The sequence below is a fragment of the Streptomyces sp. CB01635 genome, from assembly GCF_002803065.1.
Classification (GTDB): Bacteria; Actinomycetota; Actinomycetes; order Streptomycetales; family Streptomycetaceae; genus Streptomyces.
In genome coordinates this window covers 716,077-732,029 of record NZ_NNBL01000002.1, presented here as the reverse complement: position 1 = coordinate 732,029, position 15,953 = coordinate 716,077, and the positions used below count along the sequence as shown (strand labels likewise).

General features: G+C 69.9%; 17 protein-coding genes. 5 read left to right on the top strand and 12 right to left on the bottom strand.

The annotated features are described in order from the left end of the window. Positions 1-64 precede the first annotated feature (64 nt). Positions 65-1,147, top strand: coding sequence for a DUF7847 domain-containing protein (locus tag CG723_RS07360; protein ID WP_159032395.1), 1,083 nt, complete (start codon positions 65-67; stop codon positions 1,145-1,147). 67 nt (positions 1,148-1,214) lie between these two features. Here CG723_RS07360 and CG723_RS07355 read toward each other — a convergent pair whose 3' ends face one another. From CG723_RS07355 to CG723_RS07315, 9 genes are all read right to left on the bottom strand, one after another. After that, complete coding sequence (locus CG723_RS07355) at positions 1,215-2,609, bottom strand: hypothetical protein (RefSeq protein ID WP_100592413.1); 1,395 nt, start codon at positions 2,607-2,609, stop codon at positions 1,215-1,217. Between the two features lie 157 nt (positions 2,610-2,766). Then, positions 2,767-3,099 (bottom strand): metal-sulfur cluster assembly factor, encoded by a 333-nt coding sequence (locus CG723_RS07350; RefSeq protein WP_100592412.1) that lies wholly within the window; start codon positions 3,097-3,099, stop codon positions 2,767-2,769. Continuing rightward, a complete protein-coding gene (gene sufU, locus CG723_RS07345; RefSeq protein ID WP_100592411.1) occupies positions 3,096-3,557 on the bottom strand; it encodes a Fe-S cluster assembly sulfur transfer protein SufU in 462 nt (153 codons plus the stop codon). The genes CG723_RS07350 and sufU overlap by 4 nt, the downstream gene beginning before the upstream one ends. Before the next feature lie 16 nt (positions 3,558-3,573). Further along, positions 3,574-4,830 carry a cysteine desulfurase gene (locus CG723_RS07340; protein ID WP_100592410.1) on the bottom strand — a complete coding sequence of 419 codons (1,257 nt, stop codon included), beginning with the start codon at positions 4,828-4,830 and terminating at the stop codon, positions 3,574-3,576. After that, a complete protein-coding gene (gene sufC / locus CG723_RS07335; RefSeq protein WP_100592409.1) occupies positions 4,827-5,591 on the bottom strand; it encodes a Fe-S cluster assembly ATPase SufC in 765 nt (254 codons plus the stop codon). Before sufC ends, CG723_RS07340 begins: the two co-directional genes overlap by 4 nt. 7 nt (positions 5,592-5,598) lie before the next feature. After that, the gene (locus tag CG723_RS07330) at positions 5,599-5,931 is read right to left on the bottom strand and encodes a non-heme iron oxygenase ferredoxin subunit (protein ID WP_100592408.1); all 333 of its coding nucleotides are present in this window, start codon (positions 5,929-5,931) and stop codon (positions 5,599-5,601) included. Continuing rightward, the gene (gene sufD / locus CG723_RS07325) at positions 5,931-7,109 is read right to left on the bottom strand and encodes a Fe-S cluster assembly protein SufD (RefSeq protein WP_100592407.1); all 1,179 of its coding nucleotides are present in this window, start codon (positions 7,107-7,109) and stop codon (positions 5,931-5,933) included. The genes CG723_RS07330 and sufD overlap by 1 nt, the downstream gene beginning before the upstream one ends. Positions 7,110-7,170: 61 nt before the next feature. Then, positions 7,171-8,595, bottom strand: coding sequence for a Fe-S cluster assembly protein SufB (gene sufB, locus CG723_RS07320; RefSeq protein ID WP_100592406.1), 1,425 nt, complete (start codon positions 8,593-8,595; stop codon positions 7,171-7,173). Then, entirely contained in the window at positions 8,592-9,353 is a 762-nt protein-coding gene (locus tag CG723_RS07315; RefSeq protein WP_100592405.1) for a helix-turn-helix transcriptional regulator, read from the bottom strand. The genes sufB and CG723_RS07315 overlap by 4 nt, the downstream gene beginning before the upstream one ends. A gap of 161 nt (positions 9,354-9,514) precedes the next feature. Between CG723_RS07315 and CG723_RS07310 the strand changes: the two genes are divergently transcribed. The 4 genes from CG723_RS07310 (at position 9,515) to CG723_RS07295 (ending at position 13,230) form a co-directional block, all read left to right on the top strand. Continuing rightward, on the top strand, positions 9,515-10,309 hold the full coding sequence (locus CG723_RS07310) for an aminoglycoside N(3)-acetyltransferase (RefSeq protein ID WP_100592404.1): 795 nt from the start codon (positions 9,515-9,517) through the stop codon (positions 10,307-10,309). Between the two features lie 55 nt (positions 10,310-10,364). Continuing rightward, positions 10,365-11,288: an ABC transporter ATP-binding protein gene (locus tag CG723_RS07305; RefSeq protein WP_100592403.1), complete on the top strand. Its 924-nt coding sequence runs from the start codon at positions 10,365-10,367 to the stop codon at positions 11,286-11,288. An 88-nt stretch (positions 11,289-11,376) separates the two neighbouring features. Beyond that, complete coding sequence (locus tag CG723_RS07300; protein WP_100592402.1) at positions 11,377-12,147, top strand: ABC transporter permease; 771 nt, start codon at positions 11,377-11,379, stop codon at positions 12,145-12,147. A 78-nt stretch (positions 12,148-12,225) separates the two neighbouring features. Beyond that, a complete protein-coding gene (locus CG723_RS07295; RefSeq protein WP_234374179.1) occupies positions 12,226-13,230 on the top strand; it encodes a COX15/CtaA family protein in 1,005 nt (334 codons plus the stop codon). A gap of 21 nt (positions 13,231-13,251) precedes the next feature. On the opposite strand, the gene CG723_RS07290 is transcribed toward CG723_RS07295, so the two are convergent. The 3 genes from CG723_RS07290 to CG723_RS07280 all read right to left on the bottom strand — a co-directional run bounded on the left by CG723_RS07290 (position 13,252) and on the right by CG723_RS07280 (position 15,873). After that, complete coding sequence (locus tag CG723_RS07290; protein ID WP_100592400.1) at positions 13,252-14,382, bottom strand: amidohydrolase family protein; 1,131 nt, start codon at positions 14,380-14,382, stop codon at positions 13,252-13,254. A 95-nt stretch (positions 14,383-14,477) separates the two neighbouring features. After that, a complete protein-coding gene (locus tag CG723_RS07285) occupies positions 14,478-14,825 on the bottom strand; it encodes a hypothetical protein (RefSeq protein ID WP_100592399.1) in 348 nt (115 codons plus the stop codon). A 94-nt stretch (positions 14,826-14,919) separates the two neighbouring features. After that, positions 14,920-15,873 (bottom strand): heme o synthase, encoded by a 954-nt coding sequence (locus tag CG723_RS07280; RefSeq protein WP_199841678.1) that lies wholly within the window; start codon positions 15,871-15,873, stop codon positions 14,920-14,922. Between the last annotated feature and the right edge of the window lie 80 nt (positions 15,874-15,953).

The following is a 15,953-nucleotide window of genomic DNA, read 5'->3' as shown; positions in this document are numbered from 1 at the left end:
GGCTATCGTGTCGCGATCACTGTGGGGGGCCACAGGGACGAACTACTCCTGGGAGTGCGGCGAGATGACGGACATGTGGGGACAGGGCCCTGGCCAGGGGCCCGGATACGGGCCTGGATACGGACCTGGCGGTTACGGCTGGGGTGCGTGGCCGCCGCCCCCGCCGCAGCCCGGCGTCATCCCGCTCGCCCCGCTCGGCGCCGACCGGATACTCGGCGGTGCCTTCACGACGATGCGCCGCCACGCGAAGCCGCTGTTCGGCACCGTCCTCATCGTGTACGTGGTGCTCGCCGCGCTCGTGGCGGGGGCGCTGGCGCTCGCCTACGCGGCCGTCTCGGACGACGTGCGGGCGCTCCTGGACCGGCACACCGAGTTCGAGTGGAGCCACGCGCGGCCGGTTTTCACCGCGTTCGGCGTGGTGTGGGCCGTCGGCATGCTGGCGCTCACGGCCGGCACGGCGTTCATCCAGTCCGCGTGCACCGTGGTGCTGCGCGAGGCGGTGCTCGGCCGTCCCGCACGCTTCGGGGCGGTGTGGCGGCGCGCCTGGTCCCGCACGCCTTCCGTGCTCGGCGTGGGCCTGCTGATGGGCCTGATCGCGCTGATTCCGGCGGGCCTGGCCGTGGCGTTCTTCGTGTCGATCTTCGTCATGCTGCTCACGCAGTCGCTCGCGCCGGTCGGCGTGCTGTTCCTGCTCATGGCGGTGACGGCGCCGCTCGTGGTCTGGGTCTACGTCCTGTTCATGTTCGGCCCGGCGGCCGCCACGCTCGAGGAGGCCGGGCCGATCCAGGCGCTGCGCCGCTCGGCGCGGCTCGTGCGGGGCGCCTGGTGGCGCACGTTCGGCATCTCCCTGCTGGCCGGCGCGATCATGATGGTGGTGTCGCTCGCGGTGCGGGTGCCGCTCCAGATCGCGATGCCCGACACGACGCCGCAGGCGTACGAGCCGGGTCAGAGCGCGTCCGACGTGTTCGAGGCGATGCTGCCGCAGCTGGGCTTCGTCATGGCCCTGTCCATGATCGCCAACCTGCTGGTGCAGCTGGTGAGTTCGGTGTTCCTGCCGCTGGTCACCGCGCTGCTCTACATCGACCAGCGCATCCGCAGGGAGGGCCTCGCCCACACCCTGGAGCTCGCCTCCCGGTCCGACGCCTAGCTTCCGGTCGAGGACCTGACACCAGAAAAGCGGGCCTGCACGGGCAGGCCCGCTCCACGCCCGCGGACTAGTCGGTGACGCCGAACCAGGCGGCCCTGGACTTCTTCCACTCCGGGTGCGTGAGGTCCTTGGCCTCGGTGCCGTCGCCGTAGAGGTCGGCGGAGCCGTTGTCGGTCAGGAGCTGCGCGCGGGCGCCGGACTGCGTCAGGTCGGGCACGCTCACCACGGCCTCCCAGCCGCCGGGGTCGCTCGTCGGCAGGTCCATCCGCTTGACCGGCGCGTGTCCCGCGACGCCGTCCCACTGGTACAGGGCGTACGGGTCGGAGTTGTCGTCGGCGGCCCAGCTGCCGGCCACGATCAGGTACTGGTTCGCGGCGTTCTTGCGGATGTCGCGCACGGAGAGCCCGCCGAGGTCCAGCTCGACGGGCGTCCCGAACACGGGCTTCGTCCCGCTGGCCACGACCTTGTCGAAGTTGGTGACGGGCACGATGAGCGCCTTGCCCCCGTCCTCCGGCGGCACGAGCGGCGCGCGGAACCCGATGTACGCGGTGCTGGTCGACCCGGGCGCGAATTCGAGGCCCTCGACGTTGAACCCGTCGACCTGCTTGGGCACCTGCCCGTCCTCGGTGCCGGCGGCGAACCCGTAGCGGTCCCCGTTCGCCTCGTCCCACGCGACCAGGTCGTCCCGCAGCTTCTTGTACGCCTTGCCGTACGACAGCTGCGTCGCGGCCCCGCTGCCGCTCACAGTGGTCGTGAAGACCGTGTTCCGGGGGGTCTTGTACTCGCCGTCCTTGTTGTTGCCGAGGGACCCGGTCCAGTAGATCGTGTCGCCGACGCGCGTGGCGCCCTCGATGTCGACCTCCTTGGTCACCCCGAGCTGCGAGCTGAAGTCCCAGGTCTTCACGGGCGCGCCGGAGACCGAACCGCTGTAGAGGCGCAGGACGTTGGACTCGTCGTCGGCGACGAGGACGTAGCCGCCGCCCGCGTCGACAGCGGCGGACGCGTCGCTGGAACCCGTGAAGTAGCGGGTGTCGGGGCCCTGTTGCACGGCGGCCGAAGCGGCGTAGTGCAGCGTCTTGGTGGCGGTCTTGCCGTCCACGCCGGTCACCTTGAGGGTGAGGTCGGTGTAGCCACGGCCCTGCGCGGCGACGGACACCTGCCGGGTGGCGCCCGACCCGGTGACGGTGACGTTCCCGGTGCCGGCGACGGACGACTTGCTGCTCGCGGACGCGGCCACGGCCAGCGCCGACGCGTCGGCGCCGCTCTGGCCGACGGTGACGGTCACGACGGGGTCACCCGTGGCGCCGACCGCCCCGGAGACGTACGAGGCGGAGAGTGCGATCGTCGGCGTCCCGTAACTCGCCGCGCCCGCCGGGCTGTTGAGCCCCGCGAGGGCCAGCGTGAGCACTCCGCCCGTGACGGCGACGGCTCTGCGGCGGGACGTGGGAAGGAAGTGCTGCATGAGGGCCTCTCATCGGGCGGGTGTCGACGAGAACCTTCGGCCACGTGGGCCAACTACAGGCGTACGCACCGCGACCCGGGAGCGAACACCAGACAGCACGGCCCCCCGTGCCGGGAGCACAGGGGGCCGTACGGGTGTGACGAACCGGAGGGAGCGATCAGACGTTGAAGCCGAGCGCACGCAGCTGCTCGCGACCCTCGTCGGTGATCTTGTCCGGGCCCCACGGCGGCATCCAGACCCAGTTGATCCGGAGCTCGTTCACGATGCCGTCAGTGGCCGACTTCGCCTGGTCCTCGATGACGTCGGTCAGCGGGCAGGCCGCGGACGTGAGCGTCATGTCGATCGTGGCGATGTTGGCGTCGTCGATGTGGATGCCGTAGATCAGGCCGAGGTTGACGACGTCGATGCCCAGCTCGGGGTCGACGACGTCGTAGAGGGCCTCGCGGACCTCTTCCTCGGACGCCGGCTTCGTGGTCACAGTCTCGCTCATGCCGTCTTCCTTTCCGCGCCGTCCAGCGCCTGGGCCGTCGCGTCCTTCCACGCCATCCAGCTCAGGAGGGCGCACTTCACACGGGCCGGGTACTTGGAGACACCGGCGAACGCGACCGCGTCCTCCAGCACCTCCTCCATCGCGTCGTCGGGCTCGATCCTGCCCCGCGACTGCATCAGCTCCAGAAAGGTTTCCTGGATCTTCTGCGCCTCGGCCAGGTCCTTGCCGACGAGCAGCTCGTTCAGAACAGAGGCCGAAGCCTGGCTGATCGAGCAGCCCTGGCCCTCGTACGAGACGTCACTGATCGTCGAGCCGTCGTACTTCACGCGCAGCGTGATCTCGTCGCCGCACGTCGGATTGACGTGGTGCACCTCGGCGTCGCCATCGCGCAGACCGCGCCCGTGCGGGTGCTTGTAGTGGTCCAGGATGACGTCCTGGTACATCGAATCCAGCTTCACGTTCCCAGCCAGCCCCTCAGCCGAAGAAGTTCCGTACGTGCTCCAGGCCGTCGATCAGCGCGTCGATCTCGCCGGGCGTGGAGTACAGGTAGAACGACGCTCGCGTGGTCGCAGGAATTCCGTAGCGCAGGCAGACGGGGCGGGCGCAGTGGTGACCCACGCGGACCGCGATGCCTTCCTCGTCCAGGACCTGGCCCACGTCGTGCGGGTGGATGTCACCGAGCGTGAACGAGATCGCGGCGCCGCGGTCCTCGGCCGTGGTGGGGCCGATGATCCGCAGGTCCGGGACCTCGAGGAGACGCTTCACCGCGTACTCGGTGATCGCGTGCTCATGCTGGGCGATCTTGTCCATGCCGATCGAGGTCAGGTAGTCCACGGCCGCGCCGAGGCCGACGGCCTGGGCGATCGGGGGCGTGCCCGCCTCGAACTTGTGCGGCGCCGGCGCGTACGTCGACGAGTGCATGGAGACGGTCTCGATCATCTCGCCGCCGCCCAGGAAGGGCGGCAGGTCCTCGAGGAGCTCCTGGCGTCCCCACAGGACGCCGATGCCCGTCGGGCCGCACATCTTGTGGCCGGTGAAGGCCACGAAGTCGGCCTGCAGCGCCTGCACGTCGAGCACCATGTGCGGGGCGGCCTGGGACGCGTCGATGAGGACGAGCGCGCCGACCTCCTGGGCGCGGCGCACGATGGCCTCGACCGGGTTGAGCGTGCCCAGGATGTTGGAGACGAGAACAAACGAGACGATCTTCGTCTTCTCGGTGATGATCTCGTCGATGTTGGAGAGGTCGAGGCGGCCGTCGTCGGTCAGCCCGAACCACCGCAGCTTCGCGCCCGTGCGCTGCGAGAGCAGCTGCCACGGCACGATGTTGGAGTGGTGCTCCATCTCCGTGATGACGATCTCGGTCTCGTGGTCCACGCGGTAGGGCTCGTCGGCCCAGCCCAGCATGTTCGCCACGAGGTTGAGCGACTCGGAGGCGTTCTTGGTGAAGATGACCTCGTCGCGGCTCGGTGCGTTGATGAAGGCCGCGACCTTGTCACGAGCACCTTCGTACAGCGCCGTGGCCTCCTCGGCGAGCACGTGCACGCCCCGGTGCACGTTGGCGTTGTGCTGCTCGTAGTACTCACTGAGCGTGTCGATGACCTGGCGCGGCGTCTGCGAGGTCGCCGCGTTGTCCAGGTACACGAGCTTCTTGCCGTCGTGAAGTACCCGGTCGAGGATCGGGAAGTCCTTGCGGATCGCCTCGGTGTCGAGGAGGCCCGGCAGCTGTGTCACGCGGATGCGCCGCCCTTCGTGTATGCCTCGTAGCCCTCGGCCTCGAGCTTGTCGGCGAGCTCGGGGCCGCCGGACTCGACGATCCTGCCCTGCGAGAAGACGTGGACGAAGTCCGGCTTGATGTAGCGCAGGATGCGCGTGTAGTGCGTGATCAGCAGGGTGCCGACCTCGCCGGTCTCGCGGACGCGGTTGACGCCCTCGGAGACCTGGCGCAGCGCGTCGACGTCGAGGCCGGAGTCGGTCTCGTCGAGGATCGCGATCTTCGGCTTGAGGAGCTCCATCTGGAGGATCTCGTGGCGCTTCTTCTCGCCGCCGGAGAAGCCCTCGTTCACGTTGCGCTCGGCGAAGGCAGGGTCCATCTGGAGCTGCTCCATCGCGGTCTTGACCTCCTTGACCCACGTGCGCAGCTTGGGGGCCTCGCCGCGGATCGCGGTGGCCGAGGTGCGCAGGAAGTTGGAGACCGAGACGCCGGGGACCTCGACCGGGTACTGCATGGCGAGGAACATGCCGGCGCGGGCGCGCTCGTCGACGGACATCTCGAGGACGTCCTCGCCGTCGAGGGTGACGGTGCCCTGGGTGATCGTGTACTTGGGGTGACCCGCGATGGAGTAGGCGAGGGTCGACTTGCCGGAGCCGTTCGGGCCCATGATGGCGTGCGTCTCGCCCTGCTTCACGGTCAGGTCGACGCCCTTGAGGATCTCCTTGGTGGAGTTGTCGGCCTCGACGGTGACGTGCAGGTCCTTGATTTCAAGCGTTGCCATGGGTGCCTCAGGACTCCTGGGAGAGGGAGACGAGCACGTCGTCCCCTTCGATCTGTACGGGGTAAACGGGGACGGGGCGCGTCGCGGGAAGGCCGGACGGCTTACCGGTGCGGAGGTCGAACGCGGAGCCGTGCAGCCAGCACTCGATCTGGCAGTCCTCCACCTCGCCCTCGGAGAGCGACACGTTCGCGTGCGAGCAGATGTCGTTGATCGCGAACACCTCGCCCTCGGTGTAGACGACCGAGACCGGCGTGCCGTCGAGTTCCACCCGTTTCGGGGTGTCCTCCTCCAGCTCGCTCAATCCGCAGGCCCGGGTGAACCGGGCACGGTCGAAGGCCATCAGACGGAAGCCTCCAGCTCGGCCTCGATCTTGGCGAGCAGGCGCTCCTGGACGTCCGGCAGACCGATCTGCTGGACGAGCTCGGCGAAGAAGCCGCGGACCACCAGGCGACGGGCCTCGTCGGCCGGGATACCGCGCGAGCGCAGGTAGAAGAGCTGCTCGTCGTCGAAGCGGCCGGTCGCCGAGGCGTGGCCCGCGCCGACGATCTCGCCGGTCTCGATCTCCAGGTTCGGGACCGAGTCCACCCGGGCGCCGTCGGTCAGCACGAGGTTGCGATTCAGCTCGTACGTGTCGGTGCCCTCGGCGGTGGCCTCGATGAGGACGTCGCCGATCCAGACGGCGTGCGCGTCCTGGCCCTGGAGCGCGCCCTTGTAGGCGACGTTCGACTTGCAGTGCGGGGCCGCGTGGTCGACCAGGAGGCGGTGCTCCTGGTGCTGGCCGGCGTCGGTGACGTACAGGCCGAGCAGCTCGGCCTCGCCGCCGCTGCCCGCGTAGTTGACGCGCGGGTGCAGGCGGACGAGGTCACCGCCGAAGGTGACGACGACGGACTTGAAGGAGGCGTCGCGGCCGATCAGCGCGTTGTGCTGCGCGACGTGGACGGCCTTCTCGTCCCAGTCCTGCACGGAGACGACGGTCAGCTTGGCGCCGTCGCCCAGGATGTAGTCGACGTTGGCGGCGAGCACCGCGTCACCGGTGTGGTCGATGACCACCACGGCCTCGGCGAACGCGCCGAGCTCGATGACCTGGTGCGCGAAGGCCGTACCGCCCTCGCCGTGCACAGCGATGCGAATGGGCTCCGTGAGCACCGTCTCCTTGGGGACGGACACGACCGAGGCCTTCTCGAAGGACGAGAACGCCTGGGCGGCGACGCGGTCCACCGGCTTGCCGGCCTTGCCGACGCGGGCGTCGTCGCGCCCGACGGTCTCCTGGGTGACGCCCGCGGGGGCGGTCACCTCGACGCGGAGGCCGCCCTGGGCGACCGCCGTCCCGTCGTGCAGGCCGCGCAGCCGCTCGAGCGGCGTGAACCGCCACTCCTCCTCACGGCCGTGCGGGACCGGGAAGTCCGCGACGTCGTAGGACGGGGGCGCGCTCATGCGCGTGGCGACGGTCGACTCCGCGGCCACCGCGATCGAGCCGGAGGTGGTGGAACCCACCGGGATGTTCTGAGCCTCAGCCATGGCTGTCGTTGTGCTCTCTTCCTACGTCAAGAAATCTGGCGGCTGCTTTTCGGGCGGCGGGTCAGCCGACCGCACCTTCCATCTGCAGCTCGATCAGCCGGTTGAGTTCGAGGGCGTACTCCATCGGCAGCTCCTTCGCGATCGGCTCGACGAAGCCGCGCACGATCATCGCCATCGCCTCGAACTCCGTCATACCGCGGCTCATCAGGTAGAAGAGCTGGTCGTCGGAGACCTTGGAGACCGTCGCCTCGTGACCCATGGACACGTCGTCCTCGCGGACGTCGACGTACGGGTACGTGTCGGAGCGGGAGATCGTGTCGACGAGCAGCGCGTCGCACAGCACGTTCGACTTGGAGCCGTGGGCACCCTCACCGATCTCGACCAGACCGCGGTACGAGGTACGGCCGCCGCCACGGGCCACCGACTTCGACACGATGTTGGAGGAGGTGTTCGGCGCCATGTGGACCATCTTGGAGCCGGCGTCCTGGTGCTGCCCCTCGCCCGCGAAGGCGATGGACAGGGTCTCGCCCTTGGCGTGCTCGCCCATCAGGTAGACGGCCGGGTACTTCATGGTGACCTTGGAGCCGATGTTGCCGTCGATCCACTCCATGGTCGCGCCCTCGTACGCCACGGCGCGCTTGGTGACCAGGTTGTAGACGTTGTTCGACCAGTTCTGGATGGTCGTGTAACGGCAGCGGGCGCCCTTCTTCACGATGATCTCGACCACCGCGGAGTGCAGGGAGTCCGACTGGTAGATCGGCGCCGTGCAGCCCTCGACGTAGTGGACGTACGCACCCTCGTCGACGATGATCAGCGTCCGCTCGAACTGGCCCATGTTCTCCGTGTTGATACGGAAGTAGGCCTGGAGGGGGATCTCGACCTGCACGCCCTTGGGGACGTAGATGAAGGATCCGCCGGACCACACGGCCGAGTTCAGCGACGCGAACTTGTTGTCGCCGACCGGGATGACCGTGCCGAAGTACTCCTTGAAGAGCTCCGGGTGCTCCTTCAGGGCCGTGTCGGTGTCCAGGAAGATGACGCCCTGCTCCTCCAGGTCCTCGCGGATCTGGTGGTAGACGACCTCGGACTCGTACTGGGCCGCGACACCGGCGACGAGGCGCTGCTTCTCCGCCTCGGGGATGCCGAGCTTGTCGTACGTGTTCTTGATGTCCTCGGGCAGGTCCTCCCAGGACTGGGCCTGCTTCTCGGTGGACCGCACGAAGTACTTGATGTTGTCGAAGTCGATGCCCGACAGGTCCGAGCCCCAGTTGGGCATGGGCTTCTTGTCGAAGAGGCGCAGGCCCTTGAGGCGGAGCTTGGTCATCCACTCCGGCTCGGACTTCTTGGCCGAGATGTCGCGGACGACGTCCTCGTTGATGCCCCGCTTGGCAGAGGCACCGGCGGCGTCGGAGTCGGCCCAGCCGTATTCGTACTTGCCCAGACCCTCGAGCTCGGGGTGGGCAGTCTCCTCGATAGGGAGCGTCATGCGGGGTTCCTCCCGGCGGTGCTTGCAGATGCGTTTGTGTCGTTTTGTGTGGCGGTGGTCTTGGGTGCGATCTTCGGAATGAACGTCGTGCACACCCCGTCGCCATGGGCGATCGTGGCCAGCCGCTGCACATGTGTACCGAGCAGCTGGGAGAAGATCTCGGTCTCCGCCTCGCACAGCTGCGGGAACTGCTCGGCGACGTGTGCGACCGGGCAGTGGTGCTGACACAGCTGCTCGCCGACCGGTGCGCTTCGCGCCGTAGCAGCGTACCCGTCGGCGCTCAGGGCCTTGGCGAGGGCTTCCGTGCGCTCCTCGGGAGCGGCGGACTCGACGGCCGCCCGGTAGGCACCGGCCTGCTCGGCGATCCTGGCGCGGGCGAAGGCGACGACGGCCTCCTCGCCTCCCTCGCGCTGCGCGATCCAGCGCAGGGCGTCGGCGGCGAGCTTGTCGTACGACTGGTCGAAGGCGTCCCGGCCGCAGTCCGTCAGGGCGAACACCTTGGCGGGACGGCCGCGCGTACGGGCTCCGTAGATCTTCTGTTCACGTGCTTCGACGACCTCGTCGGCGGCCAGCGCGTCGAGATGGCGGCGCACAGCGGCCTGGGTGAGGCCGAGGCGGCCGGCCAGATCGGCGACGGTGGACGGGCCGTGGTCCAGGATGGAGCGGGCGACCCGGTTGCGTGTCGAACGCTCACCGGTCGCGATCTCCTCCTGCGGGGCCCCCTGGGGGGCCTCCCGAGCCTCGCCGACGTATTTCACAACGCCATTGTTGCGTAATTCCTCAAGGCCTGACAAGCGGGGTCCGGAACGATCTCCGGTGCACTGCATCACTTAGGCATACCTAAGATGACCTGCGGAAACGATCTTTGATCGATCGATTCGGTGGTGCCGCCCCACCTCTGCGGAGAACACTGCACCCCATGCCTGTACCCCCTCCCACCGGCCCACTTGTCACCCGGACCACCCTCACCACCGACCTCCGCACCGTCGGCGTCCTCCCCGGCGAGACCCTCCTCCTCCACTCCTCCCTGAGCGCGCTCGGCTGGGTCTGCGGAGGGGCCGTTTCCGTGGTCCAAGGTCTGCTCGACGCGCTTGGACCGAACGGGACACTCACCGTCCCCACGCACACCGGCGGCAACTCCGACCCGGCCCAGTGGCGCAGGCCCCCAGTGCCTCAGGAGTGGTGGGCCGGGATCCGCGCGTCGATGCCCGCGTACGACCCGGCGATCACGCCCGGCGACGGCATGGGCACGATCGCCGAGACCGTCCGCCGCTGGCCCGGCGCGCTGCGCAGCGCGCACCCCCGGACGTCGTTCGCGGCGCTCGGTCCGCGGGCCGCCGCGATCACGGACGGCCACGCCACCGACTGCTCCCTCGGCGAGCACAGTCCGCTGGCCCGCCTGGAGGAACAGAATGCGCGCGTGCTCCTCCTCGGCACGGCCTTCTCCACCTGTACGGCCTTCCATCTCGCCGAGTACCGGATGGCCTCCCCGAGGACCGAAATGGGACGCGCGGTCCTCACCCCCGGCGGCCGGCGCTGGGAGACGGTGACCGAGGTCGACGTCAGCGCCGACGGGTTCGACGAACTCGGCGCGGACTTCGAGCGCGACGGCGCCGTCGTACGCGGCCGGGTGGGCGGGGCGGACGCCCTGCTCTTCCCGGTGGCCGACGCCGTCGCGTACGCCCAGGGATGGCTGGCGAGGCACCGGACCTGAGCGCCGAGGGCCCCGCCCGCCGGGGACTCGCGGCGCGTCCTTAGACTTGGCGCTCATGCGAAGCGAGCCCGTCGTCCGGATCCAGAGTCTGGTCAAGCGGTACGGAACCAGGACCGCGGTCGACGGCCTCGATCTGGAGGCCTCGGCCGGCATCACCGCCGTCCTCGGCCCCAACGGCGCCGGAAAGACCACCACGATCGAAACCTGCGAGGGCTACCGCCGTCCGGACGCGGGAACGGTCCGGGTCCTCGGCCTCGACCCCGTCGCCCAGGCCGGCGAACTGCGACCCCGGATCGGCGTGATGCTGCAGTCCGGAGGCGTCTACTCCGGCGCCCGCGCGGACGAGATGCTCCGCCATACGGCGAAGCTCCACGCGCACCCCCTGGACGTGGACGCGCTGATCGAGCGCCTCGGCCTCGGCAGCTGCGGCCGCACCACGTACCGCAGGCTCTCCGGCGGGCAGCAGCAGCGCCTCGCGCTCGCCATGGCGGTCGTCGGCCGCCCCGAGCTCGTCTTCCTGGACGAGCCGACCGCCGGCCTCGACCCGCAGGCACGCCGCGCGACCTGGGACCTCGTACGGGATCTGCGGGCCGACGGCGTCTCCGTCATCCTCACCACGCACCACATGGACGAGGCGGAGGAACTCTCCGACGACATCGCGATCATCGACGCGGGCCGCGTCATCGCGCAGGGCTCCCCCGAGCAGCTGTGCCGCGGCGGCGCCGAGAACACCCTGCGCTTCTCCGGACGCCCGGGGCTCGATGTCGCCTCGCTCCTCAAGGCCCTCCCGATGGACTCCGCGGCCGCCGAGCTCACCCCCGGCTCGTACCGGGTCAGCGGCGAGGTCGACCCGCAGCTGCTCGCGACGGTGACATCGTGGTGCGCGCAGCACGGCGTGATGCCGGAGAAGATCTCGGTCGAACGCCACACCCTCGAAGACGTCTTTCTGGAAATGACCGGCAGGGAGCTGCGCGGATGAACAAGGCCCAGCCGACCCCCGGCCGCGGGCCCGGGGGTTGCCCCCCGGGAAGACACAGCCTGGAAATGACCGGCAGGGAGCTGCGCGGATGAGTGTCGCCGGTACGTACACGCCGAAGCCGGGGGCCGCGCCGCTGTCCCGCATGATCGGCGCGCAGGCCGTCCTCGAGACGAAGATGCTCCTGCGCAACGGCGAGCAGCTGCTGCTCACCGTCATCATCCCCACCCTGCTGCTCGTCCTGTTCAGCGCGGTCGACATCGTCGACACGGGCGACGGGAAGGCCGTGGACTTCCTGGCCCCGGGCATCCTCGCGCTCGCCGTCATGTCGACCGCGTTCACGGGCCAGGCCATCGCGACGGGCTTCGAGCGCCGCTACGGCGTACTCAAGCTGCTCGCGTCCTCGCCGCTGCCGCGCTGGGCCCTGATGACCGCGAAGACGCTGTCCGTGCTGGTCACCGAGGTCCTCCAGGTGATCCTCGTGACGGTGATCGCCCTCGCGCTCGGCTGGTCCCCGCAGGGCAACCCGCTCGCCGTGCTGCTCCTGCTCGTCCTCGGGACGGCCGCGTTCTCCGGGCTCGGCCTGCTCATGGCGGGCACGCTCAAGGCGGAGGCGACGCTGGCCGCCGCGAACCTGGTCTTCCTGCTCCTGCTCGTCGGCGGCGGCGTCATCGTGCCGCTCGACAAGTTCCCGGACGCGGCGCAGTCCGTCCTCGGGCTGCTGCCGATCTCGGCGCTCTCCGACGGGCTGCGGGACGTCCTTCAGCACGGCGCGGCGATGCCGTGGGGCGACCTCGGGATCCTCGCGGTCTGGGCGGTCCTCGGCCTGGGCGCCGCGGCGCGCTTCTTCCGCTGGGAGTAGGCCGTACGGCACGTGCGGGGCGTCACAATCGTCCCGGATCGGCCCCCTCGTGAAGACATGCACAAGCGGCGCCCTACGATGGGGCCCGTGCCAAACGTGACCCCCGCCGACGCCGCTCGAGCCGTGCGCAACCCGCTCGCCTTCATCGCCGAACGCTGGACCCCCGCTCAGCGGACCGTCCGGCGCGCCGCGCTCTCCGCCGTCGTCATGACGGTGGTCATCGTGGTCACCGGCGGCGCGGTGCGCCTGACGGGCTCGGGCCTCGGCTGCCCGACGTGGCCCAAGTGCACCGACGAGTCCCTCACCGCGACGAGCGCGATGGGCTTCCACGGAGCCATCGAGTTCGGCAACCGCATGCTGACGTACGTCCTGTGCGCCGCGGTCGGCTGGGCGATCATCGCCGCCCGCTCGCAGAAGCCGTGGCGGCGCGGCCTGACCCGGCTCGGCTGGGCCCAGTTCTGGCTCGTCATGGGCAACGCCGTCCTCGGCGGCATCGTCGTCCTCGTCGGCCTCAACCCGTACACGGTCGCCGCCCACTTCCTGCTGTCCACCGCGCTGATCGCGGTCGCCACGGTGATGTGGCAGCGCACTCGTGAGGGTGACGCCGCACCGCGCCCCCTCGTCGGCAAGGCCGTGCGGCAGCTCGTCTGGATCCTGACGGCGGCCACCGTGGCGCTGATCATGGTCGGCACGGTGGTGACGGGCTCGGGCCCGCACGCCGGCGACTCCAGCGACGTGGAGCGCATGCCGCTCGACTGGGAGACCATCAGCAAGGCGCACGCCGTCCTGGCGTGGATCGTGGTGACGCTGGCGTTCGCCCTGTGGTTCGTCCTCAAGGCGGTCGACGCCCCCAAGGGCCCCCTGCACCGCACCCGCGACCTGTTCCTCGTGCTGCTCGCGCAGGGCGTCATCGGCTACGTCCAGTACTTCACCGACCTGCCCGAGGTCCTCGTCGGCCTGCACATGCTGGGCTCGGCCCTGGTGTGGATCGCGGTCCTGCGGGTCCTGCTGTCACTGCGGGAGCGCCCGCTGGGCACGGCTGAGGTCCCGGCCCAGGCGGACCCGGCCCTCTCCACCGTCTGAACGAACAGCCCGCGGCCCGGGTCAGCCGCCCTGCGCGGCGCCCGTGCCGCTGAGGCCGTAGACCCGCTGGGCCGTCACCGAGCCGATCATCCCGGCGACCCGCTGCGCGTCCGCCAGGGACCACGCGCCCTCCGAGACCCAGCCGCCGAGCACCCGTCCGAGCGCCTCGCGGAACAGCCGAGCCCCCACCACATGCAGCTCCGGCAGGCCGTGCGCGCCGCTGGAGAACAGCAGCTTGCCGAACGGGGCGAGTTCCAGGATCTCCGCGAGTACGGCCGCCGCCCGCGCCCCGGTACGGGCGAGCGCCGGGCCGAGGTCCGCGTACACATGCGGGAAGATGCCGGCGAGGTGCGCCGCGTGCCGGTGGTACGGGTAGCCGTGCAACAGGATCAGGTCGGTGCCGAGTCCGGCCGTGGCGCGGGCGAAGTCGGTGAGCAGGACCGGGTCGGTGCGGTCGAGACGCAGGCCGGGTTCGCCGAGGCCCGCGTGGAGTTGCAGCGGCCGGCCCGAGGCCACCGCGATCCACAGCAGATGGCGCAGGAGCACGGGGTCGGTGAGGGGTCCGCCGACGCGGCGCGCGGCGAGCCAGCGTCCCGCGGCTCCGCGCACTTCGCCGGGTCCCGGCGGCTGGGGCGCGAACGCGAGGCCGTGCCGTACGCCCGCCACTGAGGTGAACGCGACGGCGTTCGCGGCGGCGGCGTGCACGGACTCGGCGAGGTTGGCGAGCAGGGACTCGACGGTGCCCGAGGTGTCGGCGACCTGCTCGGCGAGGAGTTCGAGGCGAACGATCTCGTGCGCGTCCGCGTCGCCGACGGAGGCCATCTCGCGCGGCCCGGTCAGGTCGCCCGGCAGTCCCGTGTCGACCAGGTACGTCGTGATGCCGCTGCCCCGCAGCAGTCTGCGGCCCGACTCCAGGACGCCCAGTTCGCGGCGCCGCGCGAGGTAGCGGGCGGGCGGGCAGTGCGGTTCGAGGCCGAGGAGCGGCGGACACCAGCGGCGTACGGCGAAGCCGGTCTGGGTGTCGAAGAAGGTCGTGCCGGGGGCGGGCGGGCGGTCGCCCCGGCCGAGATGGGCCTCGAACGTGCCGAGGCCGAGTTCCGTCCGCAGTACCCCGTGGCAGTACTGGTCCACGAGGGATGGCGTATCGATCATCCGGGCTCCCGTAGATGGACCGTGCTTCTACGGTCCTAACGGGTGAAACCTGCGTCAGGTGTTGGTCTCGTACACCTGACGCATTGGACGGGCGGCTACTTGTTGCTCGGGCCGCCGACCTGGATGCCCGCCATGCGGGTCCATTCGTACGGTCCGGTCTTCACCTTGGCGGCCATCTCACCGTCGAAGTCCTCGCGGATCGTGATCCCGGCCTTCTCGACGGCCTTGCGCGCGATGGCGTCGGAAGGCGCCACGAGGTTGCCCCAGCCGCCGTCCTCGCCGACGAGCGCGATGCGCGTGCCGCGCTCCCCGAGGTACGCGAGCTGTCCCTCGGCGCCGCCGTGCTGCTTGGCGAACGTCCCGATCTCCCGGGCGAGCCGGGCGGCCCTGCGCTCGTCCTTCGCCGCCTGCTTCGGGTCGTCAACCGCTTGAGTGTCTGCCATGGACAGGATGCTACTGACAGGTAGATCAACTGGCGACGGGAGGGGGGCGTGGCCTTGGCCACTCCCCCCTCCCGTCGGGAAATTCCCGGGTGGGTCAGCGCAGGAAGGGGTCCACCGCGACCGCCACGAAGAGGATCGAGACGTAGGTGATCGACCAGTGGAAGAGGCGCATCTCCTTGAGCTTCGCGCCCGACACCTCGGCGTTGGCGCGGTTCTGCAGCCCGTGCGCCTCCCACAGCCAGAACCCGCCGGCCAGCAGGGCGACCGCGGTGTAGAACCAGCCGGTGTAGCCGAGCGGCGTCAGGAGCAGGGAGACGACGACCATCACCCAGCTGTAGATGACGATCTGCTTCGCGACCACCTTGTTCGAGGCGACGACGGGCAGCATCGGCACGCCCACGCGCGCGTAGTCGTCCTTGACCTTCATGGACAGCGGCCAGTAGTGCGGCGGCGTCCAGAAGAACATGACGAGGAAGAGGATGACCGGGGCCCACGACATCGAGTTCGTGACCGCGGACCAGCCGATGAGGACCGGCAGGCAGCCGGCGATGCCGCCCCAGACGATGTTCTGCGAGGTGCGGCGCTTCAGGATCATCGTGTAGACGACCACATAGAAGAGGAGAGCGCCGAGCGAGAGCCAGGCGGAGAGCCAGTTGACGGCCAGCCCGAACAGCAGCGTGGAGATGACCGCGAGGGCGATGCCGAAGGCGAGGCACTCCCGGGGGCTGACCATTCCGGTGACCAGTGGCCGCTGCGACGTGCGCTCCATGAGCGCGTCGATGTCACGGTCGATGTACATGTTCAGCGCGTTGGCACCGCCCGCGGAGAGGTAGCCGCCGAGGCAGGTGAGGAACACCAGCTTCAGGTCGGGCACACCCTGCTGCGCGAGGAACATGACCGGAACCGTGGTGATCAGCAGCAGTTCGATGATCCGCGGCTTGGTCAGCGCCACGAATGCCTTGAACCGGGCCCCGAGCGGCCGTTGGCTCGGGCTGATGCTCGTCCCGAGTTGCCCCGCTGGACGGGATTCGACGGCCGTCACGCACACCCCTGACAGAGACTCCCAGCAAGCCCCCGGATGTGAAGTCCCGGTAAAGGCTCGCGCGTACCACGCCACTGTAGACGTTG

What these genes read in the sequence shown, in the direction of transcription:
- CG723_RS07290 (WP_100592400.1), bottom strand. Translation starts at nt 14,382, where the DNA reads ATGATCGATACGCCATCCCTCGTGGACCAGTACTGCCACGGGGTACTG.
- CG723_RS07350 (WP_100592412.1), bottom strand. Translation starts at nt 3,099, where the DNA reads ATGAGCGAGACTGTGACCACGAAGCCGGCGTCCGAGGAAGAGGTCCGC.
- CG723_RS07330 (WP_100592408.1), bottom strand. Translation starts at nt 5,931, where the DNA reads ATGGCCTTCGACCGTGCCCGGTTCACCCGGGCCTGCGGATTGAGCGAG.
- CG723_RS07310 (WP_100592404.1), top strand. Translation starts at nt 9,515, where the DNA reads ATGCCTGTACCCCCTCCCACCGGCCCACTTGTCACCCGGACCACCCTC.
- CG723_RS07305 (WP_100592403.1), top strand. Translation starts at nt 10,365, where the DNA reads ATGCGAAGCGAGCCCGTCGTCCGGATCCAGAGTCTGGTCAAGCGGTAC.
- CG723_RS07355 (WP_100592413.1), bottom strand. Translation starts at nt 2,609, where the DNA reads ATGCAGCACTTCCTTCCCACGTCCCGCCGCAGAGCCGTCGCCGTCACG.
- sufC (WP_100592409.1), bottom strand. Translation starts at nt 5,591, where the DNA reads ATGGCAACGCTTGAAATCAAGGACCTGCACGTCACCGTCGAGGCCGAC.
- CG723_RS07295 (WP_234374179.1), top strand. Translation starts at nt 12,226, where the DNA reads ATGGGGCCCGTGCCAAACGTGACCCCCGCCGACGCCGCTCGAGCCGTG.
- CG723_RS07285 (WP_100592399.1), bottom strand. Translation starts at nt 14,825, where the DNA reads ATGGCAGACACTCAAGCGGTTGACGACCCGAAGCAGGCGGCGAAGGAC.
- sufB (WP_100592406.1), bottom strand. Translation starts at nt 8,595, where the DNA reads ATGACGCTCCCTATCGAGGAGACTGCCCACCCCGAGCTCGAGGGTCTG.
- sufD (WP_100592407.1), bottom strand. Translation starts at nt 7,109, where the DNA reads ATGGCTGAGGCTCAGAACATCCCGGTGGGTTCCACCACCTCCGGCTCG.
- CG723_RS07360 (WP_159032395.1), top strand. Translation starts at nt 65, where the DNA reads ATGACGGACATGTGGGGACAGGGCCCTGGCCAGGGGCCCGGATACGGG.
- CG723_RS07300 (WP_100592402.1), top strand. Translation starts at nt 11,377, where the DNA reads ATGAGTGTCGCCGGTACGTACACGCCGAAGCCGGGGGCCGCGCCGCTG.